The organism is Nonomuraea sp. NPDC049649 (assembly GCF_040675175.1).
Taxonomy (GTDB): Bacteria; Actinomycetota; Actinomycetes; order Streptosporangiales; family Streptosporangiaceae; genus Nonomuraea.
Map to the genome: position 1 here is coordinate 1 of NZ_JBFAOH010000006.1, position 26376 is coordinate 26376.

Sequence of the window (26376 nt, forward strand, 5' to 3'; positions counted from 1 at the left end):
CGGCCGTGAGGCCGCCGCGCCGTGGACGTGGATCGGGTACGGGTCAGTTCGCGCTACAGGAGACCGTCGGCCAGGTCCAGTTGCCGTTGTGCTGGATGGTCACCCCCCAGTTGTTGCCGTTGCCGTTCGGTCTGGCTGTCAGGACCTGCTGGCTGGGGTAGTTCGCGCTGATGTTCCAGGTGGCGATGATCCGGGCCGGGGACGGCACGTTCATCGTGACGGTCCAGTTGCTGGAGCCGCTGACCGAGACGTTCAGGTTGTAGCGGTCGCTCCACTGGCTGCCCGCGGAGAGGGTCGCGTTGCAGCCGCCGGGGTTGCCCGGGTTGCCGCCGTCGCCGGGGTTGCCGCCGTTGCCGGGGTTACCGCCGCCGCCGATGGTGATGTTGGAGTTGCCGCTGCTCTGGTAGCCCTCGGTCGCCATGATCATGTAGTCGTGGTTGCCGAGGTTCATGCCGTGGCGGGCCCAGGCGTCGAAGTGGTTGCCGGCGTTGATGGTGCCGCCGGTCCGCTTCTGCTGGCGGACGCTCCAGTACTGCTGGAAGGTCCGGGTGCCCTCGATGGAGGGGGCGTTGTAGCGCGTCGTCTCGTAGATGTCGTACGTGCCGCCGTCGCTGGTGACGGTGCCCTTGTAGTTGCCGGTGGGACGGTAGGTGCCCCAGTTGTCGACGATGTAGTACTCGACGAGCGGGTTCCGGGTCCAGCCGTACAGGGTCAGGTAGGCGTTGCCGGACGGGTTGAAGCTGCCGGAGTAGCTGACCGTCCTGCGGCCACCGGGGTTCCAGCCCTTGCCGGCGACGAAGTTCCCGGTGTTCTGCCAGGAGGTGCTGTAGTTGCCGCCGGACCCCAGGTCCATCGAGACCGTGCCCTGGGCGTCCGTCCAGAACGAGTAGAAGTACCCGTCGTGGTTGCCGGTCTGGTTGGAGTTGACGGGGACGGCGTGCGCGACGCCGGGCAGCGCCATCGCGGTGATCAGCGCTGCGGCTACGGTGCAGGCGCGGCGGATGAAGGATCTGAGGCCGCCGCGTCTGCGGTACGTCGGGGGGGCGGGGGCGCTGTTCATTGCCTGCTTCCTCCTCGGGAGGGCGACGAATTGGCGACAGTGTTCATCCGCCCCCGAAAGTTGTCAACGGTTCCCGAAATTATCGGTCAAGGGTTGAGTGAGGATTGGCCAGCACAACGCCGTTGCCCCCCTCAGAATCGCTTGATATGGGGCTGTGAAACTTTCATGTACGACACGAAAACGATCAGCGGGTGGCGCAGATGGCGCGGTCGACCACCTTGAAGGTGGCGAGCGCCGCCTCCTCGTCGGTGGGGTGCGGCAGGGCGGTGACGGCGAACGAGACGGCGCGGCCGTCCTCGGTGACGCCGTTGCGGGTCTCGTAGCCGTCGATGTCGCCGCCGTGGCCCCAGGCGTGCCCGCCGCACGACAGCTTGATCTTGAAGATGCCCAGGCCGTACTCGAAGCCGGGCAGGAAGTCCTTCGGCTTGACCGTCTTCTTCAGCTGCCTGAGCTGCTCGGGCTTGAGCAGCTTCCCGTCCAGGAGGGCGACGAAGAAGCGGTTGACGTCGCCCGGCGTGGCGATGAGCTGGCCGGCCGCCCAGCCCCAGCTCGGGTCGAGCTCGGTGACGTCGACGGCGGTGCCGCCGGGCTCACTGAAGTGGTAGCCCCGGGGGTGCGGCTTCCGGATGCCCTGGTCCCCAGCGCCGGGCCAGTAGGTGTGCTTCAGGCCGAGCGGCCGGATGATGCGCCGGGTGATCTCCTCCTGCACCGGGCGGCCGGTGACCCGCTGGATGAGCAGGCCGAGCGCGACGTAGCCGGTGTTGCTGTAGGCCCAGCCCTTGCCGGGAGGGAACGTGGGCCGGTGCGCCAGCCCCTGCTGGAGCAGCTCGTACGGCTCCTGGTAGCGGTCGCGCAGCTCCAGGATGGAGGGCATGTCCGCGGTGTAGTTCGGCAGCCCGCTGGTGTGGTTGAGCAGCATCCTGGTGGTGATCTTCCGGCCGTCGTTGCCGTTGCCGCGGATGACCTTCGGCAGGTACTTCTCCACCGGGGCGTCCAGGTCGAGCCTGCCCTCCCCGGCGAGCTGCAGCGCGACCACCGCCACGTACGTCTTGGTGTTGCTGCCGACGCGCACGTAGGCGTCGGCGGGCACCTTCGCCCCCGTCTTGAGGTCCCCCACGCCGGCCGTGTAGTGGCGGACCCGGCCGCGGCTGTCGCGCACGGTGCCGAGCGCGCCCGGGAAGTCGTACTTCTCCACCAGCGAGTCCAGCTCCCGCTGCAGGACGTCGCGTGGCGGGGCGGCCTGCGCGGCGGCGGCAGGCGTCAGGGTGAGGGCGGCGAGCGCGGCAGCGGCGATCTTCGTGAACATAGAGGTCATCCCCGTCGAAATCGGTTGTTCAGTGACGGGTTCCACCCTCCCGCCGGCCGCCCGGCCGATCGATCCCGCGCGCTGGAGATGTGCGGTAGCGCAGGCGCTACCGCGCCGGCTTCCGCCAGAGGACGCTGCAGAGCAGCAGGAGGAGCGCTGGAGATCCGCGCTACCGCTCCGGTTTCCGCCAGACGACGCTGTAGCGCAGCAGCAGGTGGCGGCGGTACTCCGAGCCTCGGCGGCGAGCTCCCGCATCTGCGGATACGTGACCGGCGGCGGCCACACCAGCGGCGAGGGATGATCCCACTTGCCCTTCACCGCCCGGTGCAGGCTGCTCACCGGTTCCACCGCCTGACGTTGCGCATCCGGTCATCCTGCCGCACTTCCGGATCGGCCGTTCTGTCCGGACTTCTCGGGGAAGAACCGGAGTCATGGCGCAGAGAACTCGGGTCGTGGTGGTGGGCGCGGGGTTCGCGGGGCTGGCCGCGACGAGGACCTTGGCTCGTACGGGAGTGCTGGTCACGCTCGTCGACCGGAACGCGTACGCGACGTTCCAGCCCCTGCTCTACCAGGTCGCCACGGCCGGGATGGGGGCGTCCGACGTGTCCTACCCGGTCCGGACCTTCGCCGCCAGGTGGCCGAACGTGCGGACGCGGAAGGCCGTGCTGAGCAAGGTGCTGCCCGGCGAGCGGCGGGTGGAGTTCGAGGACGGCAGCGGGCTGGACTACGACTATCTCGTCATCGCCACCGGCGTGACCACCAACTGGCTCGGCGTCGAAGGGGCCCAGGAGAACGCGCACCCGATCTACTCGCTACGCGACGCGACCGAGATGCGCGACCGGCTGGGGCGGCTGCTGGAGGAGACGGCGACCGGCCGCCGGGAGGGCACGCACGTCGTCGTGGTGGGCGCCGGCGCGACCGGGGTGGAGATGGCGGGCACCCTGGCCGAGCTGCGCCGGCGCACGCTGCCGCTGACGTTTCCCGAGATCCGGCCGGACCAGACGAGCGTGACGCTGGTGGAGCGGTTCGACTACGTGCTCTCCCCGTACAAGCCCCGGCTGCGGAGCGCGGCGGCGCGGGCGCTGAGCAAGAGAGGGGTGCGGCTCCGGCTGGGGTCGACGGTGGCGGCGGTGGAGCCGGACGCGGTGGTGCTGAGCGACGGGACGCGGCTGCCGAGCGACCTGACCGTGTGGGCGCTCGGCGTGGCCGCGCCCCAGCAGGTCGCCGACTGGGGGCTGCCGCAGGGCAAGGGCGGCAGGATCGTGCTCACGGAGGCGCTGAACGTGGCGGAGCACCCGGAGATATTCGTGGCCGGCGACCTGGCGGGGCCGCCCGCGCCGCAGGCGCAGCTCGCCCAGCCGGCGATCCAGATGGGCGAGCACGCGGGCAGGCAGATCGCGGCGGCTGTCCAGGGCAGGCCGGCGGCGCCGTTCCGGTACCGGGACCCGGGCATCATGGCCACCGTGGGCAAGGCCGAGGCCGTGCTGCAGCTCCCCAACGGGCTGACCGCGCACGGGCTCGCCGCCTGGCTGGCGTGGATCTTCATCCACGTGCGTTACCTGCTGGGCGGGCGGAACCGGATGAACGTGCTGATCAACTTCTTCTGGCGCTACGCCGGTCCGCCCCACAGCGCCGCCAGCGTCTCCCAGTGACGCTCGTAACGATGGGCGGCCCGACTCGTATGGGTTGATTGACACGTTCCACGAACGGAGGCTCCCCCGTGCCGACCTTCGAGGAGACCCTGGCCGACACCGATGAACTGCTGGGCAGGGTGAGCGCCTGGCGCCTCTCCCCCGGCGGGTGGGCGGAGGTGCACGCCCAGCTCACCCTCCTGGAGGACGCTCTCGCCCGCGGTGACGTGCCGGAAGCCCGGCTCGCGCTGAGCCGGGTCGAGCTGGCGGGGCCGTCGCTGGGCCCCTCCCCCATCAGCCCCGGCGACGAGGTGCCCGAAGCGGCTCCTCAGGTGGTCAACCAGACCATCGAGCGCATCGGGGCGGCCATCGCCTCGCACCCGGAGACCCCGTCCGATGACGATCGCTGAGCAGGCCCTCGTCGTCCACGCGTACTGCACCGCAGGAGAGAGCGGCGCCGGCTGGCGGGCGCCGGCCGGGCGGCTGTGGGCGTCCTTCGCGGCGCTGGGCGAGGTGACCGAGCTGGTGGCGGGCACGCCGGCGCGGGTCCCCGCCGCCCTCGCGCCGGGCGACGACTTCACCCTGCTGGCCACCGGTACGATCGACCGGCCCGGCGTCTACCAGGCCGTGCTCTACCGCGAACACGACGTGGTGGGGCTGATGGCGGTGCTCGCCCCCGAGGGCGGGCGGCCGTGGGCCGAGCTCGACGCGGAGTGGCCCGCCGGCGCCGCCGGGACGCTCGGCACCGTGCGCGTCTACGCCGGGGTGTGCGACCGGATCGTTCCCGGCGTCGTCCGCGCCGAACTCCCCGAGGAGCAGGTCAGGGGTCCCGCCCGCCCGTTCGACGAGGGCGTCGCGGTGTGGGAGCTGGCGGAGCGGCGGCACGACGACCGCCCGCCGACGCGGCGGCTGGTCATGCTGACCGGCAGGCGGCGCGAGCAGGACATGTACGCGTGGGTGTGGCAGGTCCCCGGGCGGGTGGAGCTGCGCCCGTTCGCCCGTTACCTGCTCGGCGCGGCGAAGGTGCGGCACGCCTCCTGGGTGCTGCACCGGTCGTCCCGGTATCGCCAGGTCAGCCGTACGGTGGACGACGCCACCGATCACCTGGTCGGGCTGATCGACGCGCCGGCGATCGGCACGGCGGAGCTGTCGGCGGGGCAGGCGCGGCTGGCCCAGGCCGTCGGCGGCACCGCCGGGCTGGTCGCCGCGCTCCGCGACCTGAGCCGGATGCGGATCAGCGTGGGCGTCGCGACCGGGCGGATGACGGACGCCCTGCCGCGCGGGCGGCGGTTCCTGGAGAGCGACGCGGTGCTGGCCCGCGTCCTCCAGGAGCAGCTGGACGTGGACATCGGCTACCTGCGGGCCACCCGCGAAAGCGCGGCGGAGGTCGGCCGGAGCGCCCGCACCGTGATCGGCGAGCGGATCGCCGGGCGGGCGCGCCGCCTGACCGTGCTGCAGACCTCCTTCCTGGGTGCCCTGCTCATGGCCCTCGCCGTCATCCAGGCGCTGGAGTACCAGGTGCCGCTGCCGGACCGGCTGGACGCCCCGCTCGTCGCGGCGCTCGCCGCGCTGGCCCTCGCCCTGCCCGCGGTCACCGAGCGGGCCGGGGAACTGGACGCCTTCGACCGGATGTCCTGCGCCCTGCTCGGCGGGGCGGCAGCCTGGCTCGGCTGGTCGGCCCTGTCGCTCAGCCGTGCCGTACCCCCGCCGCCTCCTCTGGAGGCCGTCCTGGCCTGGATCGCCGGGTCGGGGATCACCCTCGTCGTGCTGCGCGTGCTGGTGCCGCGCGGGAAGGAAGGCAGACCATGATGGGCCCCGTCATGATGGGCACCGTCTCCCGCCGGCTGCGCGCCCTCACGCAGGACGCGATGCGGAGCGGGAACTACCGGACCGCGCTGGTCCACGCCCGCGTCGCGGTGGGGACGGCCGAGCGGTCGGACGACCCGCGGGAGCTCGACGCGGCGCTGTTCCTCCTGGCGTGCGTCTACTCGATGTTCCAGCGCGGGGCGAAGGAGGCCGAGTGCGCCGAGCGCCGGATCGCGCTCGCCGAGCGGCTCGGCGACGAGCTGATGCTCGCGTCCGCGCTGGCCCAGCGTGCGGAGGCGCGGATCCTCGGCGGCCGGCCGGCCGAAGGGGCGGAGGACGCCAGGCGCGCCCTCGTCCTGCTCGGCGACCGGGAGCCGCCCGCCCCGCCGACCCGGTGGGCCATGCTGACCACCCTGGGAGAGGCGGCGTTGCAGGCGGGGATGCTGGACGAGGCCTTCGACGCGCTCGACGAGGCCTACCTCCGGTCCGTCGAGGCCGGCGAGCACAAGCTGGCCGCACTCGCCGCCTCGCAGCTCAGCCGGGTCAGCCTGAACCTCTCCCAGCCGGAGCGGGCGGTGGAGTGGGGGCGCACCGCCGAGGACCATCTCGGCCGGGTGCCCGGCGGGCCGTCGGACGACACCGCGGAGGTGTTCGGCAACCTGGGCCTGACGCTCAGCATGACCGGCCGGCACGACGAGGCCGCCGCCGCGATCGGCACGGCGCTGCGGATGGCCCGGGGCATCCCGGTGCTGCGCCGTCAGGGGCTCATCCTCGCCGCGGAGATCGCGCGGGCCGCCGCGCGCTATCCCGAGGCCGCCGACCATCTCGACCGCTGGTTCGCCGAGGCCGAGCCGATGGACCGGCGGGGACGCGCCCAGGCGCTCAACCTTCTCGCGCTCGTACGCATGGCCGAGGACGACTTCGACCAGGCCTCCGCCCACCTGACCGAGAGCCTCGCGCTCAAGCGCGAGGTCGACGACACCCGCGGCGTCGCCGTCGCGCTGTCGAACCTCATCCGCCTGAACCTTCATGCGGGTGCCGGTCGGCGTCGATCCGCTGGCCACGCTGCGCCATTTACGGGCGATCCACGCCTGGATGGTCAGCCCCGGCGGCGAGCGTTCCCACCAGCGGGTCCCGGGGGCCGACGTGGTGGCCGCGCTGGAGTCCGGCCCGATGGTCACCCACAGCCGGGACATCCCGGACCTCGGCCCGCTGCTGCTGCGCCCGTTCCGCGACGAGCTCGCCCCCGGCCGGCCCGTGATCGTGCTGCCGGACTGGATCCTGTGGGGGATGCCGTTCGCGGCGTTCAGCCTCGACGAGGGCGTGCAGCTGATCGAGCGTCATCCGGTGACCTTCGCGCAGTCGCTGCACGGCCTGGAACTGCTCGCCGCCGACCCGCTGCCGGGCCCCGCCGGAGCGCCGCTGATCATCAGCGCTCCCGAGGGCGCGCGGCTGCCCCTCTCCACCGGCGGCCACGCGGACGCGGCGCCGCTCGACGTGCGGGAGACCGCGCGGGTCACGGACCTGTACGAGGTGGAACCGCTGTCCGGTGAGGCCTGCACGGTAGGCGCCGTCCTGGAGCGGCTGCGCGGCGCCGACCTGGTCCACGTCTTCGCCCACGCCTACCTCGACGCGCACCTGCGGCTGGACCGGCCGCCGGGCACCATCGCGCTCAGCCCGGCCGCGGGCGACGACGGCCAGCTCACCTCCGACATGATCGCGGACGAATCCCTCCGGGCCCGCCTCGTGGTGCTGACCTGCTGCCACTCCGGGAGCGGCATGATCACCCCGGAGGGCGTGCGCGGGCTGGTCCGCGCCTTCTTCGTCTCCGGCGCCGAACGCGTCGTCGCCATGCTCCGGAACGTGCCGCCCGTCCCATCGGCCAGGATCGCCGCCCTCTTCCACGAGGAGCTGCGGCGGAGCGAGTCCGTCGCGGACGCGCTCCGGGCCGCGCTGCTCAGGGGCCGCTCGGACTATCCGGACCCGGCCATCTGGGGCTCCTTCATCCTGCACGGCCCGCCGTGAGGCGGGGGTTGAAGCGGGACAGGACGGGGTCGCTCCACCGCAGCGGGCTGGCCCCGGCGATCTCGACGACGCCGGTGGCGGTGAACTCGACCGACCGTTCGCCGTCCGGCGCCCAGGCGACGCGGGCCGTGCCGGTGACGTGCAGGACCGAGCCGTCGCGCCAGCCGGGGAACAGCAGCCCCGCCCGGGGGTTGACCTCCAGGTTTCCCAGGGTGTTGAACATGGCGTTCCCCACGTAGTCGGGCCAGCGCAGCACGGTCGGTGACAGCACGTCCACGAAGCCCGGGTCGCCGCCGCGGTGGGACGCGTCGGCGTTACCCGCGCCGTCGGCGGTGGCGATGAAGAACGTGTCGGCGCCGCCGATCCACCGCCGCTGGTCTTCGGTCAGCTCGCGGGACCGTCGCGGCGGGCCCGGGGTGGCCGGTTCCCAGCGCGGTTCGCGCTTCTGGATGTACTTGGGGCAGTTGGAGTAGACCTGGTCGAGCGTGACGCGCAGGCCGCGCCCGGCCGGGACCGCCTGGCCGTTCAGCCGCATCCGGCGGTGCCGGGACGGCTGGATGGCGAGCATGCCGACCGGGGCGGGCGCAGCGAGCCGGTCGTGAAGCGGGTCGTCCTTTCCGGGCCGGGCGTCGACCGTGACGGTCCGGGCGTCGTCGGCGCGCAGGAAGCCCGGCTGCCCAGTCAGCATCGTGGCCCACATCCGCCCCTGCCCGTCGGCGGCGCCGAGCACCACCAGCGGCTGCTGGAGGAGGAATCGGCGCGCCACCTCGGGCATCTCTGCGCGGATCGCACGGGCGGAGAACGCGCCCTGATCCAGCAGCCCGGCGCGCCGCTGGGCGGCCCGTTCGCCCTCGTGATACACAGCGGCCTCCTTTCCTAGAAGAAACCGCAGGTCGGAGCCGCACCGCTGGGGGCGGGCGCGGTGTCGGCGCCGGTGGGCGCGTAGATCTCCAGGCGGATCCCGTCGGGGTCGGTGAAGAAGATCCCGCCGGACGAGACCCCCTCGCCGTGCGGGACGACGCCGTCATGGGCGAACCCGGCGCCGAGCTCGCGCAGCACCCGTTCGGCGGCCTTCACCTCGTCGACCGACTCGACCTGGAAGGACAGGTGGTGCAGGCCCGCGGCGCGGGTGGCGAAGGCGGCGTCGCTCTGCTGCCACAGGGTGAGCACCAGCTGCCCGTCCCGTCCGAGGAACGCCCAGCGACGGCCGGGCTCCTCACCTTCGGCCTGCACCTGGAACCCGAAGACACGCAGGTAGAAGGGCAGGGACCGATCCAGATCGGTCACGTTCAAGCCCACGTGTCCCGTACGCAGAGCCTTGATCTCCATGACACACCTCGCAAACCCGTCTGAACTAACTGGCTTTCCGACGATAGACGGTTAGACAGGAGATCGTCAACCAGCTAAGCCCTTTTAGATAGTTAGCTCAGGGGCGGGTCCCTAGTGATAGGAGCCGCGCCGGCCCAGAGTCTCCACCGGCGTCGCCTGCGGGCGGGTCCACTGCGGCACCGGGCGGCTGGTCGGGCCCCAGGTGGCGTTCCCGCCCGCGTCCGAGCGCCAGTACCAGCACGGCTCGCCGCCCTCGGGCCGGCCCTCCGGCCTGTCCTCCCACGCCTCGCCGCGGCCGTACGGCGTCATGTCGAGCAGGCCGAAGGACCCGTTGGCCGCCTCGATGCCGCGGCCCGTCGTCGAGTAGGTGAGGAAGACGCGGTCGCCCTCGCGCAGGAAGCAGGACAGGTACCCCATCTCCCCGCCGACCGGCTCCGGCACGTCACGCACCGAATACCACGGCTGGGTGTAGCCCATGAACGCGACGAAGTCGGCCACCTCGTCCCACGCGCCCGTGGTCACGATCGCGAACGAGACGCCGCGGGCGTTCAGGTAGACGGCGTCCTTCGCATGCCAGGCGACGGTGGTGCAGCCCTCGCACTGCCCCTGAGGCGGCGCGCCGTCGTACCACATGTGCTTGTAGACGATGAGCTCGTCGCGGCCCTGGAACAGATCCAGGAACGGGACCGGGCCGTCTTTCCCGACGACCTCGACCGTACCGTCGACCTCCACCATCGGCAGACGGCGGCGGGCGGCGGCGATGGCGTCGCCCTCGTGGGTGTGGGCCTTCTCCCGGACCAGCAACTCGTCGCGCTTGGCCTGCCAGGTGTCCATATCGACGACGGGTGGTCGGCTTTTCATGGCGTTCTCCGTGATGTCTCGTGCCGTCGTACGCCCCCTACCCATCCGGCGATGGCAGGCTCGTGAACCGCACGGGTTCGCGGAGTACGGAGGCGGCGGCGGGGAGGTCGGCCAGGCGGGCGGCAAGGGTCTGATGTGCTGCGTCACGCGGCAGCACCTCGGTGAACTTGAGACCGCGCAACGCCTTGTCGTCCGCTTCCGGAAGGCGGAGCCGGGTGTCGAGGCCCTGGATGGCGTGCCGCCACATGCCGGGCTGCATGTCGGCGCGCAGCCTGATGAACAGGTCGTCGCCGCGCTGGAGAGGGTCCGCGATCGGGCCGAGGCTGCTCTTCAAGGTCGCGTTGGCCCGGTGACCTGCCCAGGTCCACCAGCGGAGGTCGTCGTCCTCCCGGGCGATCACCGTGCCATCCTGGTGGACCGTGCCGCCGCGCTCGTCGCGCAGCCTGGACAGCACCGCGACGGCCCGGCGCGTGAGCCGCACCGGTGGATCGTCGCCGAGGACGACCTCCCGCATGGCGCGGGCGAGTGCGTAGGAGACCCCGCCTGACGCCGACGACGCCCAGCGGGCCTCGCCGCCCGTCCCCTCCACCGGCAGCACGAAGCAGCGCCGGCGCCTCCAGTCGATCCAGTCCACCTGCCAGGTGCGGCCGGCGAGCAGCAGCAGCCGCTGCCCGGGTGACGCGCTGGTCAGCACGGCGGGATCGGTCCGTCCGATCTCCGCACGGCCGTGGAACACCGTGAACTCCGGCGGCGCGGTGAAGACCGCGGTCAGATCCATGAAGTGCCGGCGGCCGAACCGTCGTTCCGCTTCGGGCCCGACGAGCAGCCCGCCGCCGTCGCGTTCCAGGAAGCCCTCGGCGATCAGATGGTCCAGCGTCTGCCGGGACTCCGGGTCTCCGAAAGGGCCGAGGCCGTTCCACCAGTCCGGCCAGAGCGCGTCGCCGACCCTCCCTTCCTGCAGTGCGAGGGCGAGGAGTTGCTGGGCGACGATGTGCCGCGGCTCCGGGGGCGGCTCGACGGGTTCGACCCGCCCCTTGCCCCACAGCACCAGGAGGCCGGCAGCCGCGAGCAGGTCGTCGTCGGTGAGCGTGAGCAGCAGGCAGTTGCGGCGGGTGCCCGCCCTGCGCCCCGTACGGCCGAGCCGCTGCAGGAACGAGGCCACCGACCACGGCGCGTTGATCTGCACCACGCGGTCGAGGTCGCCCACGTCGATGCCGAGTTCCAGCGTGGAGGTGGAGACGATGACGCAGTCGCGGGCCTGGGCGAACGCCTCCTCCGCGCGGCGGCGCTCGTCCAGGGACAGTGAGGCGTGGGACACGAACGTGGTGACGCCGTATCCCCGCAACGCCTGTGCGAGCTCCTCGACCATCCGCCGCGAGTCGCAGAACACCAGCCGCTTCTCACCCTCGTGCAGGGCGGATATCATCCGGGCCGCGTTCTGGATCGAGCCCACGTAGTCCAGCTCGACGTCGGGTTCGGCGGCCGAGGCGGACGATTCGGGGGCGAGGACCTGCGCGGGGCGTTGCCCGGCGCTGGAGCCCTGGAGCCAGGTGAGAAGCTCGGCGGGATTGCCCACCGTCGCGGAGAGGCCGATCCGCTGCAGCGGGCGGCCCGACAGCCGGGTCAGCCGCTCCAGGACGAACAGCAGATGCCAGCCGCGGTCGTCCCGGGCGAACGCGTGCACCTCGTCCACCACCACCGCACGCAGGTCGGCGAGCAGGCGCCGATGGTCCACCCCGTTGCTGATCAGCATGGACTCCAGGCTTTCCGGGGTGGTCAGCAGGATGTCCGGCGGATCACGGAGGATCGCCTTGCGGCGCGACCCTGACACGTCGCCGTGCCAGAGCTCCACCCGTCTGCCGAGCCAGCCCGCGTACGTCTGCAGGCGCGGCAGCAGGTTGTTGAGCAGGGCCTTGAGCGGGCAGACGTAGAGCACGGACAGCCCGGTCCAGGTCCGCTCCTCCATGGCGGACAGGAGCGGGAACACCGCCGCCTCCGTCTTGCCGCCCGCGGTCGGCGCGATCAGCAGTGTGTCCTGGCCCTCGCCGACGGGGCCGAGCGCCTCCGCCTGCAACGGTCGCAGCCGTGGCCAGCCCATCGTGTTCGTGAGGTGGTAGGCGATGGTCGGATGGAGCGCGAGCGCCGGTGCGGCCGGTTGTGAGGTCACGGCAGATCGAGCTCCACGTCGTCGGCGGAGGCCGCGGCCCTGCTCCGGCGGAACGCGTTCAGCTCGTCCTCGCTGAGTTCACTTTCCGTGACCCTGACCTGCCGGTAGTCCCTGCGCGGGTCGAAGTCCTCGTGGTCCGAGACGCGGTGCAGCACGTCGGCGACGAGCTTGCGGAGGAAGATGCGCGGCGCCACCCCGACCCCCAGGTGCCCGGCGACCGACGTGGCCAGATCCTTGATGTAGGCGTCGTCGACGAGGGCTCTGATCCGCTGCTCGGCAGGGTTGCCCTGGGCGTAGAGATCGCGTACGGCGCCGCCCAGCTCGACCAGCTTGTCCCGGTCGAAGCCGGTGAGCCGGATCTGCACCGCCCGTGCGGTGTCGAACCGGGGATCGGTCTGGAAGTCGGTGTGGAGGCGCTGCGCGAGCGGAGTGAGCCGCTGAACGCCCTGCTGCCCGTCGTAGAAGGCCGGGGTGCCGGTGATGACGAGGTAGAGACCGGGAAAGCGGCCCTTGTCGATCTCGTCGATGAGCTGCCGGAGGGCGTTCAGGCTCCGCTCACGGTTGTCGCTCCGCATCCGCTGCAGTGTCTCGACCTCGTCGAGCACGACGAGCAGCCCCGGATAGCCGCAGTCGCGCAGCACCACGAGCAGGCCTTGCAGGAAGTGGAGGGCGGCGGTCGAGTCCAGGTCGCCCTTGAGCCCGGCATAGCGGCGGATGCTCGCCGCGACGTTCGGTTCGCCGCCTACCCAGGCGAGCAGGCCGTCGGCGGTGGCGTGGTCGCCCGCCAGCCGGGCCCGGCGGTAGAAACGCAGCGCGGTCGCGAACGCGGGAGCGTTCTTGGCGGTCTCCGCCAGCCGTCTCTCGATCAGCTCCTCGACCGCCGCCGTCATCGCCCTCCGGTCGTCCTTCGCCACGCCGGCATCGTCCTCGAGGGCGAGAAGCCAGGTGTCCACGATGTCCCGCAACGCGCTCGGCGGCGAGGTCGCCGTGCTCAACGCGCCGATCAGCGACCGGTAGACGGTCTCCAGCCGATGCAGCGGCGTGGCCCGGTCGGAGATCTGGATCTCGCTGGTGGCCATCCTCCGCCGCTTGGCCCGCTCGGCCAGCCAGCGGGCGAAGAACGTCTTACCGGAGCCGTACTCGCCGCGGACCGCCTTGAACCCCGCGCTGCCCGCCGTGACCGCGGCCAGCTCCTCGTCGAGCGCCTGCTCGAACCTCTCCATGCCGACCGCGAACAGGTCCAGCCCGCTGCGCGGCACCGTCCCACGGCCCAGGGCCTCGATGATCTGCCGGCGCCTCGCCCGGCTCACCTTCGGTCTCACGGCTCACCCTCCTCGAGGAACTGCTCTCGCAGCAGCACCTCGTTCAGCTCGACCGTACGGTCGCCGTCCTTCAGCGTGATCACTTCGGTCTGCTCCACGTTGAGCAGGTTCTTCACAGCCCGCATGAGCAGGACCGCCCGGTCGGCGGGGTCGCCGAGCAGCGCCGCCACATTCGCCACCGAGTCCCGCCCGTTGCGCGCCTCCAGGTGGTCGATGAGGCGGGCGACCGCGTCGTCGTCGACGGCGCCGCCTCGCGGGGCCAGCCGGCGTTGCTCGGCATACGCATCCGACGCGATCACTCGCCGTCCCAGCGTCGTCGCCGGCGACGGGGATGCCCCTGCGGACAGAGGTGGGGGCATGGGCGGGACAGACTGCGGTCTCGGCGGTGCGGGTACGGGCGGTGTGCCCTGGGGCGGTTTCGTCACGGGAGCCATCCGCCCGCCGGCAGGGCGGACGGGGGTCCATCTCCGCTCCGAAGACGGCTGCGACGACGGCTGCGCGAGGACGGGGCGGCTTCCCTGCGCAGGTCTGCTGACGGTCACACTGTGCCGGCCCGTACCGGACCGATGGATCGGGGCGAGCGGCCCGGCGGGAGCCGACTGCTCCGGGCGGGACGGGCGGGTCACCGCGATGCGTTTGCGGCCGACCAGCGCCTGCACCCACTCGGCCGCGCTGGGACGACTGCCTCGGGGACCGTGCGCACGGGCGAAGAGCTCCCGGACCGCCGTGACCACCTGATCCGGCAGGCCGGGAAGCAACGCCGGCTCCTGACCCGGCCGTACCGACGCGGTCCGCGACAGCACCCGGCCGACCAGCAGCGCGAGCTTGTAGCGGTCCGTGTCCAGCTCCGGGCCGCTGGACGGCTGGTGCGGGTCGTCCCAGTCGGGGGTGTGCGCCTGGCGGAGCACCGGCTCCTCCCCGTGCCTGCGCAGCCCGTCGCAGTCGAGCAGGAACACCTTGTACGGAGCGCCCGGCCGCCACAGCAGGTTCCGGAAGGACATGTCCCCGACCACCCAGCCGTGCACGTGCAGCAGGTCGATCAGCTTGGCCGACTGAGTCGCGACCTCGAGACGGCCCCTGATGTCCGGCTGGTGCAGGTCAAGCCACGCCCAGTTCGGCTCGTACAGCAGATACTGCAGCTCGACCAGCTTGCTCTTGCCACCGATCGGGCCGTAGAACTCCTGGGGTACGTGCGGCATGAGGAAGCCGGTCACCCGGCCTTCGTGCACCACCCTCGCGACGGGCCAGGCGCACTGGGCCAGCAGGGAGCCCACCTCTCCCGTCCGCTGATGGCCGAAGTCGACGAGTGCCGCCAATGCCTTGGCGTTCACGTGACCGGCCTGCGGCATGTACTCCTTGTAGACGAGGTTCTCCGGCCCGAGGACACGGATGACCACGCCCTGGCCGCCTTTGTCCAAGGGCTCGGGCTCAAGGGGCAATGACCCGCGCTGCCGGTCGAGCGGATGGGGGGTGAAGGCCACTCAGACCCTCCAGATGCAGACGGCGGTCCGATCGTCGTCGTGCGTCCTGGCCCGGAAACTCATCTGCCAGAAGAACTCGGGCAGCGACGGCGGACCCGCACGCCACCAGTCCGACAACTGCGTGCTCACCTGCGGCGCGCTCATCGGCCTCGCAACACCGTCCGTGCACAGCAGCAGCATGTCGCCCGGGTACAGGTCGGCGTGGGCGACCTCGACCTCCGCCACGTCCCGCGGCAGGGCAGCGGTCGCCGAGGACGCGACCGCGGCCTCCGGTTCGTCGTCTTGGAAGCAGGACACCCACACGCCCCCGTGCAGCCGCCAGGCGGTGCAGTCGCCGACCCGCATGATGACGGCGCGGTGCACGGACCTCTCAGGCACTTCCTCGACGACGGCGGCGAGGAACGTCGTCGACAGCTCGCCCGGCGCGACCCTGAGGCTGTCCGCCCGGCCGCCGATGGTGCCGGCGACGTTCTCGATGAGGCGCCGGGCACCCGTCACCGGCTCGTCACAGACAAGGAAGTCGGGAAGGCTGGTGTGCGCGACCTCGCAGGCCGCGGACGCTCCGACGTGTGAGAATTCCTTGCTCCCCAGGCCATCGGCCACGCAGGCGACCAGCCTCCGGTCGCCGTCGTGCCAGAGCCCCATCGCGTCCTGCCGCGGCGTGCCGTAGTAGCGATGCGCGTCTCCTCTTACGGACGCGGCGCGTACCTCCAGGCCGGGCAGGGCGCAGCCGTCGATCTCCGTGTCCGGCCTCCGCACCGACGGCAGCGGCCCCGGCCGGGAGAGCAGCCTGGGCGTGCGGCCGATGACGAGTGGTTCGGGTATCCCGGGCACGGCCTCCGCTGTTTCGGCCGCCGACACCTCCTGAACCTGTTCCATCAGATTCTCCTGAGGGGACCGTTGCCTTGAGGCGACGAAGGAATCGGGAGCAGCAGGGCCGCCAAGGCCCGAGCGTGCCCTGACCTGTCAGGCACCGGCAGCTCTACAACGCCGCCCTGGAACATCGCCGTACCGCCTACGCCCGCGCGGGCGTGAGCGTCCGCTACGGCGACCAGTCGGCCGAGCTGAAACACATCCGCAGAGATGACCCGGACGGGCAGGGCCGCTGGTCGTTCTCCTCCCAACAGGCCACCCTGCGGCGGCTCGACAAGGCCTTCGACGCGTTCTTCGACCGCGTCAAGGCCGGGCGCGCGCCGGGGTTCCCGCGATTCAAGGGCCGGGGCCGGTTCGACACGGTGGAGTGGCCCAAGGACGGCGACGGCTGCCGGTGGGACTCCCAGCCCGCCCATCCCTCGGCCACCTACGTCCGGCTTCAGGGCGTCGGGCACGTCCGCGTCCACCGGCACCGGGCCGTGCGCGGCCGGGTGAAGACGATCGCCGTGAAGCGGGAGGGCTCCCGCTGGTTCCTGGTGCTGTCGTGCGACGAGGTGCCCGCCACACCTCTGCCCGCCGCCGGCGCGGTGGCCGGGATCGACCTGGGTGTCGCCTCGCTGGTCACCACCAGCGACGGTGTGCACGTGGCGAACCCGCGCTATCTGGCCGCCACCGCGGGCCGCCTGGCGGACGCGCAGCGGGACCTCTCCCGCAAGAAACGCGGGTCCAAGCGCCGCCGCAAGCAGGTGGCGCGGGTCGCCGCGCTGCACGGCAAAGTCCGCCGCCAGCGGCTCGATCACGCGCATAAGGCCGCGAACGCGCTGATCCGCGCCTACGACGTGATGGCTCACGAAGACCTGCGCATTACGAACATGACCCGCTCGGCGTCCGGCACGCTGGACGCCCCCGCGCGCAACGTCGCGGCGAAAGCCGGTCTGAACCGTTCGATTATGGATGCGGGTTGGGGGGTGTTTCTGACGATCCTGTCGTACAAGGCTGAAAGCGCCGGTCGAGAGCTGATCGCGGTGAACCCCGCCGAAACCTCTCGCACCTGCGCTCGATGCGGGCACTGCGCTGCGGAGAACCGCGTCACCCAGGCCGAATTCCGATGTACGGGGTGCGGGCATGCCGCGCACGCCGACGTGAACGCGGCGATCAACATCATGAGGGCAGGGCTTGCCCTTCGCCAGGCCGCGGAAGCGGCTTAGCGAGAAGCCGCTTCCTTCAGGGAGCGGAGGAGTCACGTGCGGTTCCTTCTGTCAGATGGGGTCGGGAGCGAGGACCGTGTACCCCGGCACCTGGTCGGGGACGACGAGCTGGGCTGCGCCCGACGGATTGGCGGACGAAGCCACGGCCGACTGGACCACGGAGTTGAGCAGCTGCCGCGCGAACTCCCGGAGCGCCTGCGTGGGCGCCATGTCGCCGTCGGCGATGAACGCCCGGAACGTGGCGACCTGCTGCAGCGTCGTCGCGTCCGCCTCGCCGAAACCGAACGCCAGGATGGTCGGGTGGGCCTTGAAGTCGCTGCTCACCAGGCTCTTGTACTCGGCCTGCCACTGGTCGGTGGGGAGCCCGTCGGTGAGGAAGAACACCGTGGGCCGGTAGGGCGTGTGCCCGGACTGCTTCAATGCCGTGATGTCCTGCTCGATGGTCTGCTTGAGCAGGGAGAACGCGGCTCCGTAGCTGGTCGCGCCGCGCGGGGCGAGCTGCGGGATGGAGTGCACGTCGTTGAGGTCGGCCAGCGGGAGCAGCACCTCGGCGGTGCTGCTGAAGCCGATGATGCCGAGCCTGGCCCGGTCCGCGACGACCGGGTTGCTGGCGATCTCCTGGTAGATCAGAGGGAGCTCCTGGTTGATGGCGTCGAGCGGCGGGCCCTGCATGGAGTACGACTCGTCGCAGACCAGATAGAAGGGGAGTACCTGTTCGCTCATCGGGTGGTCCTCAGTTCTCGGGGGGTGGAGGAGCAGCCGTCGGAGACGAAGTAGATCTCCATGGAGATCGACCCGCTCGGGGCTGCCAGGTCATGGAAGTTCCGGGTCGCGGCGGTACGGAAGATGCGCGGAAACGCCTTGACCGCGGCCGTGTTGACCCGCGTCGCCAGGTGCACGCCGTCCCCCGCGCCGCCTGCGGCGCCGAAGGTCAGCACCATGCCGGCGTGCCGTCCGGCCAGCCGCTTCCTGTGCTTGCGCAGTTCCCGCCTCACCTGGCCGAGCAGTTCCCGGTCGGAGGCGGCGGGGCGCACCCGGAAGGAGATCTTGGTGGGCTTGGCTGCGACCCCGGCGGCCCGCGTCACGCAGGCCGACGGGGACGGGCTCGGCGACGGCGACGCGGTCCCCTTGCCCGCGAGGGGTCTGGCCGGGACGGGCGGCGGCGCCTGCGCTCCCAGCATGATGATCGTGAGCGCCAGCAGAAGGTCGGCGAACAGCCATCCCGCGAGGAGCAGCGGTGCGACCGAACCCCGACGGGCGCTCACGGCCTGACTCCCGGCGTCGCCCCGGTGTCCGAGGGCGGGGAGGTCGTGGCGCCGGCGGCGGTCACCGCGGCGGCGACCTGCCTCACCGCGTCGTCGAGCCGGGCGATCGCGGCCTGGAGGCCGGCGATCTCGGGAGCGGTGACCTCGCGGACGGCTGCCGGGACCTCCTGGAGTGCCCGCGCGAGGTCGGCGGGAAGCCTGTCCAGCGCGTCCCGCGTCTCTTCCAGCAGCCGTACGGTGCGTCCGGCGGTGTCCGAGACCATCTCGATGCGGGCGGCGTGCGCGCTCGCGGTCCCGGCCCAGTCGTCGAGGGCTTCCCTGACCTCGGTGCCCGCGCTGCCGAGACTGGCGGCGATGGTGCCGTTCGCGTCGGTCAGGGCCCGGCTGATCCGGTCGCCGCTCTCGCCGGTGGCGGTCTCCACCCGGCCCACGGCGGAACCGAGATCCGCGGTGACGCTCACGAGCTCACCGACCCGCACGTTCAGGCTCGCCGCCGTGTCGCGTACCGCCTGCTCGGTCGACTCAGCCAGCTCCCGCACCGCCTGCCCCGCCGAGGACGCCAGGTCGTCGGCGACCTTGCCGGCGGAGGCCGTCATGTCGCTCACGGTCCGCGCGGTCAGCGTCGCCAGCTCGTCGACCGACTTGCGTACGGCGGCGGTGGAGTCGAGGATCACGGTGCCGAGCCGGTCACCCACCCGGTCGACCGCCTCGTCGGTCTTCTCACCGACCGAGTCGATGGCGTACGCGGTCCGCTCGACCGCCCGGAGCAGGGTCTCGGCAGCGGAAGTGATCGTGGCCACCTGCTTGTCGAGGGTCGTGATCGAGTCCCTCATGTCGGCGACGCCCGCCGCCAGCGTGTCCGAGGCCTCTCCAGCGGCTTCGAGCGACAGGTCGAGCGCCTCCACGACCTTCGTGTAGACCGCACTGGTCGTCTCGCCCAGCTTGTGCATGTCGGCCGCGCTCTTGGTCAGCTCGGCCTGGAACCTGGCCGGAGAGGACAGCCGGACCTGGGCGAGCACCAAACTCGCCCGGGTCAGCGCGGCCAGCAGCCGGGAGCGGAGGACATCCACCTGCTCCTCGGCCTGCTGCTCGATCCTGCGCCGCAGCATCCGCTCGCCGAGGGTGACGGCTATGAGCGCGCCGATGGCCAGCAGCGTCGCCGCGGCGACACCGTCGAACTGGAACCAGGTCGGGAGCCTTCCGTCGAAGCCCTGCTGCCACATCTCCAGGAACGGCCGGCGCGCCGCCTCGGCCCCGCCCGCCGCGAGGGTCTCGCCGTATGCCGTGGTGGCGTTCTTCAGCCCGAACCAGGTGACGCAGATGGGGATGAAGACCAGAACGGGCTGAACGAGCTCAAGAAACTTGAGCATTCCGTGTCCGGGCCGGCGTGCCTCGGACACGGCCGCGCTGACCGATTCTCGGGGTGGGAAGGCGGCGAACAGATCCACCTCGCACCATCGCTCGGACTCGTCGGGAGTCACGATGGCTTCGGCCAGTTCACGAAGCTGCCCTGCGCGTGGTCGCAGTTCGGGGCACTGGGCGAGCTCCCGTAATTCGGAGGCGAGTTCCTGGTCCGTCACGGAAGACCCATGTCCTTTCGGTCATGTTTGGGGTGGCATAAAAGGCTGTTCCGGATGGACCGGTCCATAGCTGGAAATCTGCGTGATTTTTGCGGCTTCTGATACTGGTGTCAACGGATGTGCTGAACCGTTATCGAGTGAGGGCGACGGTGACACCGTCCGAAAAGACCGAATCGTGCAGTTCGACGGCCCGCAATTTGACGTTCTTAGGAACATCGAAAAGCAGGATTCCCTTGACGGCGTTGCCGGGATTGATGTTGTTGAGGAAGGCGTTGGAGTCCCTCAATCCGAGTACGGCGGCACCGGAGTCGGCGTCGAACTGGCGCCCCTTGGCATCGATGAGCTTCTGCGACGAGTCGTGGAACATCTGGGCCTCGTCGCCGATGTTCTTCACGGTCAGGTGGATCAGGACGTACTGCCCCTGGGCCTTGGAGACCGTGAATCCTTCGCCGACCTGGGACAGCCCCTTCTCGACCTTGGTGACCTTGAAGGAGAACTTCCCGTCCTTCACGACATCGCCGATGCCCGCCTGCTTCGGCTTCTTCTTCTCATCCGGCTCATCCGGCTCGTCCGGGGCGGAGGCGACGGTGGTCACGCCGCTCTCGTCGGGGCCGCCGCCGAGGAGCGCGCCGAGGGCGGCCAAGCCCACGAGGACGACGACGCCGATCAGCAGAGCTTTCAGGCAGCCGCCGCCTCGCTTCTGGACGATCACGGGCTGTGGATAGGGCGGCGGATAGCCGTGCGGCGGCTGCTGGGGGTTGGTGTGCATGGACGACTCACTTCGTCGCGGTCGGCACCCGTGGCCGACGTGAACTACAACGAGACCAGTAGAGCACACTGTGAACCGCGCACACAACTTAAATGTGGGTTGCAAGCAATGCTTCCTTGTGTCATGTTTCTGTCGGCGCCGCTGGCAGCGACCATGCCAGGCGGCGCGTATGCGAGATCACCCACGGAGGGCGCGTTGCAGCCGCTGTTGACGGGCGATCCACAGCGGATCGGCCCCTACCGCGTCGTCGGCCGCCTCGGCGCGGGAGGCATGGGGGTGGTCTATGCGGCCGTCGACGCGTCCGGGCGGCGTGTCGCCGTCAAGCTCGTCCACGAGGCTCTGTCGGTCGACATCGAGTTCCGGCGCCGCTTCAGCCGCGAGACCTCCGTCCTGAGCCGGGTCGACGGCGCCTGCCTCGCCCGGATGCTCGACAGCGATCCCGGCACCGAACGCCCCTGGCTCGCCACGGAGTTCATCCCCGGCCCCACGCTGGAGCAGCAGGTGCAGGCAGAGGGGCCGCCGGCGGAGAGCGTCGTCTACGGCCTGGCCTTGGGCGTGGCCGAGGCACTCGTGAGCATGCACGCCGCCGGGGTCGTGCACCGCGACCTCAAGCCGTCGAACGTGATCCTTTCACCGGAAGGGCCGCGGCTCATCGACTTCGGCATCGCCAAGGTTCTCGACTCCACCTCGATGACCCGTACAGGCACGCTGGTCGGCTCGCCCGGCTGGATCAGCCCGGAAGAGTACGGCGACGGCCCGTCCGGCGCGCCCGCCGACATCTACGGCTGGGCCCTGCTCGTGCTGTACGCGGCCACGGGTGAGCCGCCGTACGGCACCGGCCGTCCCGAAGTCATGGCCTACCGGGTGCGCGAGGAGACCCCCGACGTCCAGGCCGTGCCCGAAGGCCTGCGCGACCTCGTACGACGCGCGCTGTCCAAGGACCCGGCCGAACGCCCCACCGCCGACGAGGTGCTCGCCGCGGTGACGGAGACCTGGCGCGGCGAGGACTCCGAGCAGCGCCAGGACGACGTCACCTCGCTCATCCAGCGCACCTGGGTGCTGCCCCGGCATGAGGCTCCGGACTGGCCGGAACCCGGCGCCGCCCCCGGAGGGCCGGCCCGAGGGTCGCGGCCGTCCTGGATCCACGCGTACGTGGCCACCGCGGCCGCGGTCACCTTGATCGCCATGACCGCCATCATCGCCGCGTCAGGATCGGAACGTTCCATGCCTGCCGCGGCGACGGCGACGCCCACCTCTCGGCCGCCTGCCCCTGTCTCCCCGGTTCCCGCGACGACGGTGAGCGTCACTCCGGCGCCCACCCGGAAGAAGCCGAAGCCCACCGGCCAGAGGGTGTCGTTCAAGGGCATCAAGCTGACTCTGCCCAAGGGCTGGCGGATGACGACCGCGGACGCGAACACCGCCTGCGTGGAGTCGCCTCGTTCCGGGGGAGCCGACGGTCCATGGGATTTCATCTGCAGACCCGATTCCATGGCGATCCGGCTGAAGTCGTCGCAGGACGCCTGGCCGGGCTTCGGCATCGAGGACGACGAGTACGGCTTCATGTGGGGTCAGCACGTGCCCTGCCTGGCCGGTGGAGGCGTGACCCGGAACCCCTACGGCGAGTACGCGGACCCCGGAGGAGAGGCCGGGCTCTATTACGGCATCGATCCGTACACCTCCTGGCTCGTCGACTCCGGGCTGGCCAGGATGGGTGACGGCCGGAAGGCGTACTACCGCGAGTGGCGGATCGCCTGTGAGGTCAACTTCGACTACACGATGAAGGTCTGGTACCTGCCGACGTCGCAGGTGGCCTTCTACGTGCTCAGCGTCCACTCTCAGGATGCCCCGGGCTACGACCGGGTCATCGCCTCGATGGACCTCAGGGGCTACAAGCGAGCGGCTAAGCTGTGAATGACTTACACGCACCCTTTCCGAGGGTTACCTTCCAGACTGGAACACGAGGAGGCCGACGTTGGCGGGAGACGAGGCGACCGTCACAGCGGCCGACATCGCCCGGATGGTCGGAGTCGGCCGTGCGGCCGTGAGCAACTGGCGACGACGGTACGAGGACTTCCCCCCGCCTGTCGGAGGCACCGCGACCAGCCCCGCGTTCTCCCTCAAGGCGGTGGAGGAGTGGCTCCTCCAGCAGGGCAAGGTCGAGGAAGTACCGCTCCGGGAACGCGCCTGGCAGCAGATCAGGAACGCCGCCGACGACCTGCGCCTCGGCGAGGTCGTCGCCGAGGCGACCGAGCTGCTGAGAGGCCAAGGAGAGCGCCGGCTCGTGCCCTCCCCGGCCTGGCAGCTCCTCCAGCAACTCGCGGAAGAGCTGGGAAGCGTCGAGGCCGGCGCCTTCCTCCTCGACCGCTACGCCGAGGTCCACTCTCGCCGCCTCTTCGAGACGCCGGCCGAGATCGCGGACTTCATGGCGAGGCTGGCCGGGCCCGGCGTCCAATCTGTCCTCGACCCCGCGTGCGGCCTCGGGGTGCTCCTCACCACGATCCGCGAGGCGGAGCAGGTGTACGGCCAGGAAGCCGACGACTCGGTGGCCCGGCTCGCCCGGACCCGCCTGGCACTGGCGGGGATCGAGGGATCCGTCCAGATCGGCGACTCTCTCCGTCACGACGCCTGGCCGGGAGTCGCCGTCGACGCCGTCCTCTGCCACCCACCGTTCAACGACCGTAACTGGGGATACGACGACCTGGTCAGCGACCCACGCTGGGAGTACGGCATGCCGCCGAAGGCGGAATCCGAGCTCGCCTGGGTCCAGCACGCCCTGTCGCATCTGAAACCCGGCGGCATCGCCGTCATGCTGATGCCCGCCATCGCCGCCAGCCGCCGCTCGGGCCGCCGCATCCGGAGCAACCTGCTCCGGCAGGGGGCGCTGCAGGCGGTCATCGGGCTGCCGCCCAGGATGGGCGCGGGCACGGGCCTCCCCCTGCACCTCTGGATTCTGCGGAAGCCGGCCGAGGGCGGCCCGATCCCCTCACACGTCCTGATGGCCGAAGCCGAGCCGGAGAACTTCGGCGAGATCGTCGATCGCTGGCGTGAGTTCCAGGTGGATCCCGAACGGGCCGCCGACGGTTCGGGCGCGGTGCGGCCGGTGCCCATCATCGAGCTGGTGGACGAGAACGTCGACGTCACCCCCGCCGCGCATGTCAGCCCTGCCGACCAGCCGTCGGCGCACGACTTCCCCACCGTGCGGGAGCACCTGCTCCAGCGAGTCGAACGGTTGTCGACGCTGATCCCTCAGGCAGTTCCCGCCACGGCCGGAGCGATGCCCATGGTCGACCTCGCCGAGATGGAGCGGGTCGGCGCGATCCGGGTGCTCAACGCCGGCCGCTTCGAGATCTCAGGCTCCGGCGACCTCGTCCTGACCGACCAAGACCTCTTCTCCGGGACCCCGCCCCGGCACCGCACCCACCCGGAAGACCGCGTCCCCATCGAGCCGGGTGACGTCGTCGTCGCGGCCCGATCAGGAGAGCTCGCCGTAAGAGTGGTCACGGAGCAAGGGGTGCTGCTGGGCTCCCGGCTCACCCTGCTGCGACCCGACGCCCAGCGGATCGACGCGTACTTCCTCGCGGGCTTCCTCAGAGCCCTGTCCACACCCACGGGCACCGGCACCCACTCGGGGGCGAGCAGATTCGATCCTCGCCGCGCCGTCGTGCCGCGCATGCCCGTCGAGGAGCAGCGGCGGTACGGCGAGTCCTTCAGGAAGATCTTCGACTTCGAGGACGAGCTCCGCAACGTCAGCAACGCCGGCCAGGCAGCTGCCGCCTCACTCCTGAAGGCGCTCGGCAGAGGCGACCTCACTCCCCCACCGGCGTAGCAGTTGACGGACTTGCAGACCGGACATTTCGCCGATATGTGGTCATCGGCGGGGACAAGGCCCAAGCCACTCGTCCGATGTTCGTGAGCGAGTGGTGGCACCGCCCGGCTCCTCAGCCAGGCCCGATAGGCCGCGCCCTTGGCAAGCGATCACATCGTGGAATTGTCGGTGGCCGAGGATACGGTCGACCGGTGGAACTCACTTCTCAGCAGGCGCTCGGCCTGCGGATGTCCAGTCTGCTGCTGCGAGCCTCGTCCGGTGCCGGGCGAGCGACGGGCATGGCCGAGGTGGTGTGCTGGCTTGGGGCGATGCAGGCGCAGGACCTGGCCAGTGGTCTGTGGTCGTTCGGGGTGAGGCTGCCCGGATGGACCGCCGCCGACGTCACCGCCGCGCTGGAACGGCGGGAGGCGCTGCGCACGTGGCCGATGCGCGGCACCATCCACTTCGTGCCGCCCCGCGACGCCCGCTGGATGGTCGAACTGATGGGTGTCCGGGTGCTGGCCGGCGCGGCCAGGCGACGCGAACAACTCGGCCTGTCAGAGGAGACCGCCGTCCAGGCCATGGAGGTGCTGGGCGCGGCCCTGACCGGCGGCGGGCGGCTGAGCCGGTCGGAGTGCCTGGCCGTGCTGGCCGAGAAGGGCATCGACACCAGTGGCCAGCGCGGCTACCACCTGCTGTGGTACGCCAGCCAGCGGGGCCTGCTGTGCATCGCGCCCAACATCGGCAACGAGCAGAGCTTCGTACTGCTCGACGAGTGGGTTCCCGACCCGCACCGGCCGGAGCGCGACGAGGCGCTGGGCACCATCGCGCTGCGCTACTTCCGCGGTCGCGGGCCCACCACCCGGCAGGACTTCGCGGGCTGGACCGGGCTGACCGCCGCCGACGCGAAACGCGGCATCGCCGTGGCCGGTGACGCGCTGGCCCGGGTGACCGTCGACGGGGTGGAGTCGTACCTCGACGCAGCGCTTCTCGACACCGCCCCTCCCCCGGCCGACGACGAGATGCTGGTGCTGCCGGGGTTCGACGAATACCTGCTGGGCTACAAGGACCGCTCGCTCATGGTCCCCGACGAGCACAAGGCAGCCATCATCCCCGGCAGCAACGGGGTCTTCCAGTCCACCGTGGTCCGCGCCGGGCAGGTCGTGGCCACCTGGAAACGCACCCTCACGAAGACTCGGGTACGGATCACCGTTCAGCCCCTCGTACCGCTCCAGCGGGCGGAGGTTGAGCAGGCGTTCGAGCGGTACGGCCAGTTCATGGAGCGCACCCCCGAAGTGCGCTGGCCGTGATGGACATACCCTGATGGGGAAGGTGAGGAGCCGTCATGACCGAAGACCATCGGGACGCCGCGCTTTCCCCCTCCGAGCAGGCGACCATCCGCGACCTGCTCGACGCCGACCGCCGCAGAACCACCGACCGCATCGCCCTGCTGGGCCGCGACCGGGAAGAACTCGTCACCGCGTCGGCCCAGACCACCGCCGACGACGAACACGACCCCGAGGGCACGTCCACGGCGTTCGAGCGCGCCCACGTCCAGTCCCTCCTCGACCAGGCCCGCACCCACCTCGCCGAACTCGACCGCGCCTTCGAACGGCTACGCGACGGCACCTACGGGACCTGCGAGATCTGCGGCCAACCCATCCCCTTCGAGCGCCTCAAACTCCTCCCGGCCATCAAGACCTGCGTCAAGTGCGCCTCCCGCCGCCGCCCTCGATGAGGCATCGATCAATCAGGGGCGGTCGTATTTGGAGGGGTCGCCGATACGGCGCCACAGCAGGAACGCTTCTCCCTTGTCGGTATTCCGCGTCAAGGAGTAGACGTGGGTGTCGGTGCAGCTCATGGATGCATAGACGTGGAGGCCAGGGGT

The 26376-nt window shown here is 71.1% G+C and carries 23 protein-coding genes and 1 pseudogene; 9 read left to right on the plus strand and 15 right to left on the minus strand.

What is annotated here, in order from left to right:
• Positions 1–43: 43 nt before the first annotated feature.
• The gene (locus AB0J42_RS10440; protein ID WP_364291131.1) at positions 44–1060 is read right to left on the minus strand and encodes a glycoside hydrolase family 11 protein; all 1017 of its coding nucleotides are present in this window, start codon (positions 1058–1060) and stop codon (positions 44–46) included.
• Positions 1061–1244: 184 nt separating this feature from the next.
• Complete coding sequence (locus tag AB0J42_RS10445; RefSeq protein ID WP_364291133.1) at positions 1245–2366, minus strand: serine hydrolase domain-containing protein; 1122 nt, start codon at positions 2364–2366, stop codon at positions 1245–1247.
• Between the two features lie 431 nt (positions 2367–2797).
• Between AB0J42_RS10445 and AB0J42_RS10450 the strand changes: the two genes are divergently transcribed.
• From AB0J42_RS10450 to AB0J42_RS10460, 3 genes are all read left to right on the plus strand, one after another.
• The gene (locus tag AB0J42_RS10450; protein WP_364291135.1) at positions 2798–4018 is read left to right on the plus strand and encodes an NAD(P)/FAD-dependent oxidoreductase; all 1221 of its coding nucleotides are present in this window, start codon (positions 2798–2800) and stop codon (positions 4016–4018) included.
• 68 nt (positions 4019–4086) lie between these two features.
• Positions 4087–4407, plus strand: coding sequence for a CATRA system-associated protein (locus tag AB0J42_RS10455; protein WP_364291137.1), 321 nt, complete (start codon positions 4087–4089; stop codon positions 4405–4407).
• On the plus strand, positions 4394–5806 hold the full coding sequence (locus AB0J42_RS10460; RefSeq protein WP_364291139.1) for a CATRA conflict system CASPASE/TPR repeat-associated protein: 1413 nt from the start codon (positions 4394–4396) through the stop codon (positions 5804–5806). The genes AB0J42_RS10455 and AB0J42_RS10460 overlap by 14 nt, the downstream gene beginning before the upstream one ends.
• 175 nt (positions 5807–5981) lie before the next feature.
• Here AB0J42_RS10460 and AB0J42_RS10465 read toward each other — a convergent pair whose 3' ends face one another.
• Positions 5982–6206 (minus strand): hypothetical protein, encoded by a 225-nt coding sequence (locus AB0J42_RS10465; protein ID WP_364291141.1) that lies wholly within the window; start codon positions 6204–6206, stop codon positions 5982–5984.
• Between the two features lie 72 nt (positions 6207–6278).
• The gene (locus AB0J42_RS10470; RefSeq protein WP_364291143.1) at positions 6279–6545 is read right to left on the minus strand and encodes a hypothetical protein; all 267 of its coding nucleotides are present in this window, start codon (positions 6543–6545) and stop codon (positions 6279–6281) included.
• A gap of 287 nt (positions 6546–6832) precedes the next feature.
• Between AB0J42_RS10470 and AB0J42_RS10475 the strand changes: the two genes are divergently transcribed.
• The gene (locus AB0J42_RS10475; protein ID WP_364291145.1) at positions 6833–7828 is read left to right on the plus strand and encodes a CHAT domain-containing protein; all 996 of its coding nucleotides are present in this window, start codon (positions 6833–6835) and stop codon (positions 7826–7828) included.
• Here AB0J42_RS10475 and AB0J42_RS10480 read toward each other — a convergent pair.
• The 7 genes from AB0J42_RS10480 to AB0J42_RS10510 all read right to left on the minus strand — a co-directional run bounded on the left by AB0J42_RS10480 (position 7806) and on the right by AB0J42_RS10510 (position 15867).
• Complete coding sequence (locus AB0J42_RS10480; protein WP_364291147.1) at positions 7806–8690, minus strand: pyridoxamine 5'-phosphate oxidase family protein; 885 nt, start codon at positions 8688–8690, stop codon at positions 7806–7808. The genes AB0J42_RS10475 and AB0J42_RS10480 overlap by 23 nt on opposite strands.
• A gap of 14 nt (positions 8691–8704) precedes the next feature.
• Positions 8705–9157: a VOC family protein gene (locus AB0J42_RS10485; protein WP_364291150.1), complete on the minus strand. Its 453-nt coding sequence runs from the start codon at positions 9155–9157 to the stop codon at positions 8705–8707.
• A gap of 111 nt (positions 9158–9268) precedes the next feature.
• Positions 9269–10018 carry a DUF899 domain-containing protein gene (locus AB0J42_RS10490; protein WP_364291153.1) on the minus strand — a complete coding sequence of 250 codons (750 nt, stop codon included), beginning with the start codon at positions 10016–10018 and terminating at the stop codon, positions 9269–9271.
• Positions 10019–10055: 37 nt separating this feature from the next.
• On the minus strand, positions 10056–12185 hold the full coding sequence (locus AB0J42_RS10495; RefSeq protein WP_364291156.1) for a DEAD/DEAH box helicase: 2130 nt from the start codon (positions 12183–12185) through the stop codon (positions 10056–10058).
• Entirely contained in the window at positions 12182–13507 is a 1326-nt protein-coding gene (brxD, locus tag AB0J42_RS10500) for a BREX system ATP-binding protein BrxD (RefSeq protein ID WP_364291159.1), read from the minus strand. The genes AB0J42_RS10495 and brxD overlap by 4 nt, the downstream gene beginning before the upstream one ends.
• The gene (locus tag AB0J42_RS10505; protein WP_364291162.1) at positions 13504–14904 is read right to left on the minus strand and encodes a hypothetical protein; all 1401 of its coding nucleotides are present in this window, start codon (positions 14902–14904) and stop codon (positions 13504–13506) included. The genes brxD and AB0J42_RS10505 overlap by 4 nt, the downstream gene beginning before the upstream one ends.
• An 84-nt stretch (positions 14905–14988) precedes the next feature.
• Complete coding sequence (locus tag AB0J42_RS10510) at positions 14989–15867, minus strand: protein phosphatase 2C domain-containing protein (RefSeq protein ID WP_364291165.1); 879 nt, start codon at positions 15865–15867, stop codon at positions 14989–14991.
• A 104-nt stretch (positions 15868–15971) separates the two neighbouring features.
• Between AB0J42_RS10510 and AB0J42_RS10515 the strand changes: the two are divergent.
• Positions 15972–17069, plus strand: a pseudogene (locus tag AB0J42_RS10515) (transposase); the annotation flags it as partial.
• 51 nt (positions 17070–17120) lie between these two features.
• Here the strand turns inward: AB0J42_RS10515 and AB0J42_RS10520 are convergent.
• From AB0J42_RS10520 to AB0J42_RS10535, 4 genes are all read right to left on the minus strand, one after another.
• On the minus strand, positions 17121–17792 hold the full coding sequence (locus AB0J42_RS10520) for a VWA domain-containing protein (RefSeq protein WP_364291168.1): 672 nt from the start codon (positions 17790–17792) through the stop codon (positions 17121–17123).
• Positions 17789–18334 (minus strand): hypothetical protein, encoded by a 546-nt coding sequence (locus AB0J42_RS10525; protein ID WP_364291171.1) that lies wholly within the window; start codon positions 18332–18334, stop codon positions 17789–17791. Before AB0J42_RS10525 ends, AB0J42_RS10520 begins: the two co-directional genes overlap by 4 nt.
• Positions 18331–19704: a methyl-accepting chemotaxis protein gene (locus AB0J42_RS10530; RefSeq protein ID WP_364291174.1), complete on the minus strand. Its 1374-nt coding sequence runs from the start codon at positions 19702–19704 to the stop codon at positions 18331–18333. Before AB0J42_RS10530 ends, AB0J42_RS10525 begins: the two co-directional genes overlap by 4 nt.
• Positions 19705–20044: 340 nt before the next feature.
• On the minus strand, positions 20045–20683 hold the full coding sequence (locus AB0J42_RS10535) for a DUF4352 domain-containing protein (RefSeq protein ID WP_364291177.1): 639 nt from the start codon (positions 20681–20683) through the stop codon (positions 20045–20047).
• Positions 20684–20878: 195 nt separating this feature from the next.
• Here AB0J42_RS10535 and AB0J42_RS10540 point away from each other — a divergent pair, with 195 nt between their 5' ends.
• The 4 genes from AB0J42_RS10540 (at position 20879) to AB0J42_RS10555 (ending at position 26226) form a co-directional block, all read left to right on the plus strand.
• Positions 20879–22594: a serine/threonine-protein kinase gene (locus tag AB0J42_RS10540; protein WP_364291180.1), complete on the plus strand. Its 1716-nt coding sequence runs from the start codon at positions 20879–20881 to the stop codon at positions 22592–22594.
• 61 nt (positions 22595–22655) lie between these two features.
• Entirely contained in the window at positions 22656–24509 is a 1854-nt protein-coding gene (locus tag AB0J42_RS10545) for an N-6 DNA methylase (RefSeq protein ID WP_364291183.1), read from the plus strand.
• A 191-nt stretch (positions 24510–24700) separates the two neighbouring features.
• Entirely contained in the window at positions 24701–25798 is a 1098-nt protein-coding gene (locus AB0J42_RS10550; RefSeq protein ID WP_364291186.1) for a winged helix DNA-binding domain-containing protein, read from the plus strand.
• Between the two features lie 35 nt (positions 25799–25833).
• Complete coding sequence (locus AB0J42_RS10555; RefSeq protein WP_364291189.1) at positions 25834–26226, plus strand: TraR/DksA C4-type zinc finger protein; 393 nt, start codon at positions 25834–25836, stop codon at positions 26224–26226.
• Positions 26227–26376: the final 150 nt, after the last annotated feature.

Excerpts from the sequence above, each read along its gene's own strand:
- AB0J42_RS10510 (WP_364291165.1), bottom strand. The coding sequence starts at position 15,867 with ATGGAACAGGTTCAGGAGGTGTCGGCGGCCGAAACAGCGGAGGCCGTG.
- AB0J42_RS10490 (WP_364291153.1), bottom strand. The coding sequence starts at position 10,018 with ATGAAAAGCCGACCACCCGTCGTCGATATGGACACCTGGCAGGCCAAG.
- AB0J42_RS10460 (WP_364291139.1), top strand. The coding sequence starts at position 4,394 with ATGACGATCGCTGAGCAGGCCCTCGTCGTCCACGCGTACTGCACCGCA.
- AB0J42_RS10535 (WP_364291177.1), bottom strand. The coding sequence starts at position 20,683 with ATGCACACCAACCCCCAGCAGCCGCCGCACGGCTATCCGCCGCCCTAT.
- AB0J42_RS10445 (WP_364291133.1), bottom strand. The coding sequence starts at position 2,366 with ATGTTCACGAAGATCGCCGCTGCCGCGCTCGCCGCCCTCACCCTGACG.
- AB0J42_RS10530 (WP_364291174.1), bottom strand. The coding sequence starts at position 19,704 with ATGCTCAAGTTTCTTGAGCTCGTTCAGCCCGTTCTGGTCTTCATCCCC.
- AB0J42_RS10520 (WP_364291168.1), bottom strand. The coding sequence starts at position 17,792 with ATGAGCGAACAGGTACTCCCCTTCTATCTGGTCTGCGACGAGTCGTAC.
- AB0J42_RS10465 (WP_364291141.1), bottom strand. The coding sequence starts at position 6,206 with ATGGCCCACCGGGTCGGCGGGGCGGGCGGCTCCCGGTCGCCGAGCAGG.
- AB0J42_RS10450 (WP_364291135.1), top strand. The coding sequence starts at position 2,798 with ATGGCGCAGAGAACTCGGGTCGTGGTGGTGGGCGCGGGGTTCGCGGGG.
- AB0J42_RS10440 (WP_364291131.1), bottom strand. The coding sequence starts at position 1,060 with ATGAACAGCGCCCCCGCCCCCCCGACGTACCGCAGACGCGGCGGCCTC.
- AB0J42_RS10485 (WP_364291150.1), bottom strand. The coding sequence starts at position 9,157 with ATGGAGATCAAGGCTCTGCGTACGGGACACGTGGGCTTGAACGTGACC.
- AB0J42_RS10475 (WP_364291145.1), top strand. The coding sequence starts at position 6,833 with ATGCGGGTGCCGGTCGGCGTCGATCCGCTGGCCACGCTGCGCCATTTA.
- AB0J42_RS10470 (WP_364291143.1), bottom strand. The coding sequence starts at position 6,545 with ATGCCCCGGGCCATCCGCAGCGCCGTGCCGATCGCGGCGGCGGCCTCG.
- AB0J42_RS10555 (WP_364291189.1), top strand. The coding sequence starts at position 25,834 with ATGACCGAAGACCATCGGGACGCCGCGCTTTCCCCCTCCGAGCAGGCG.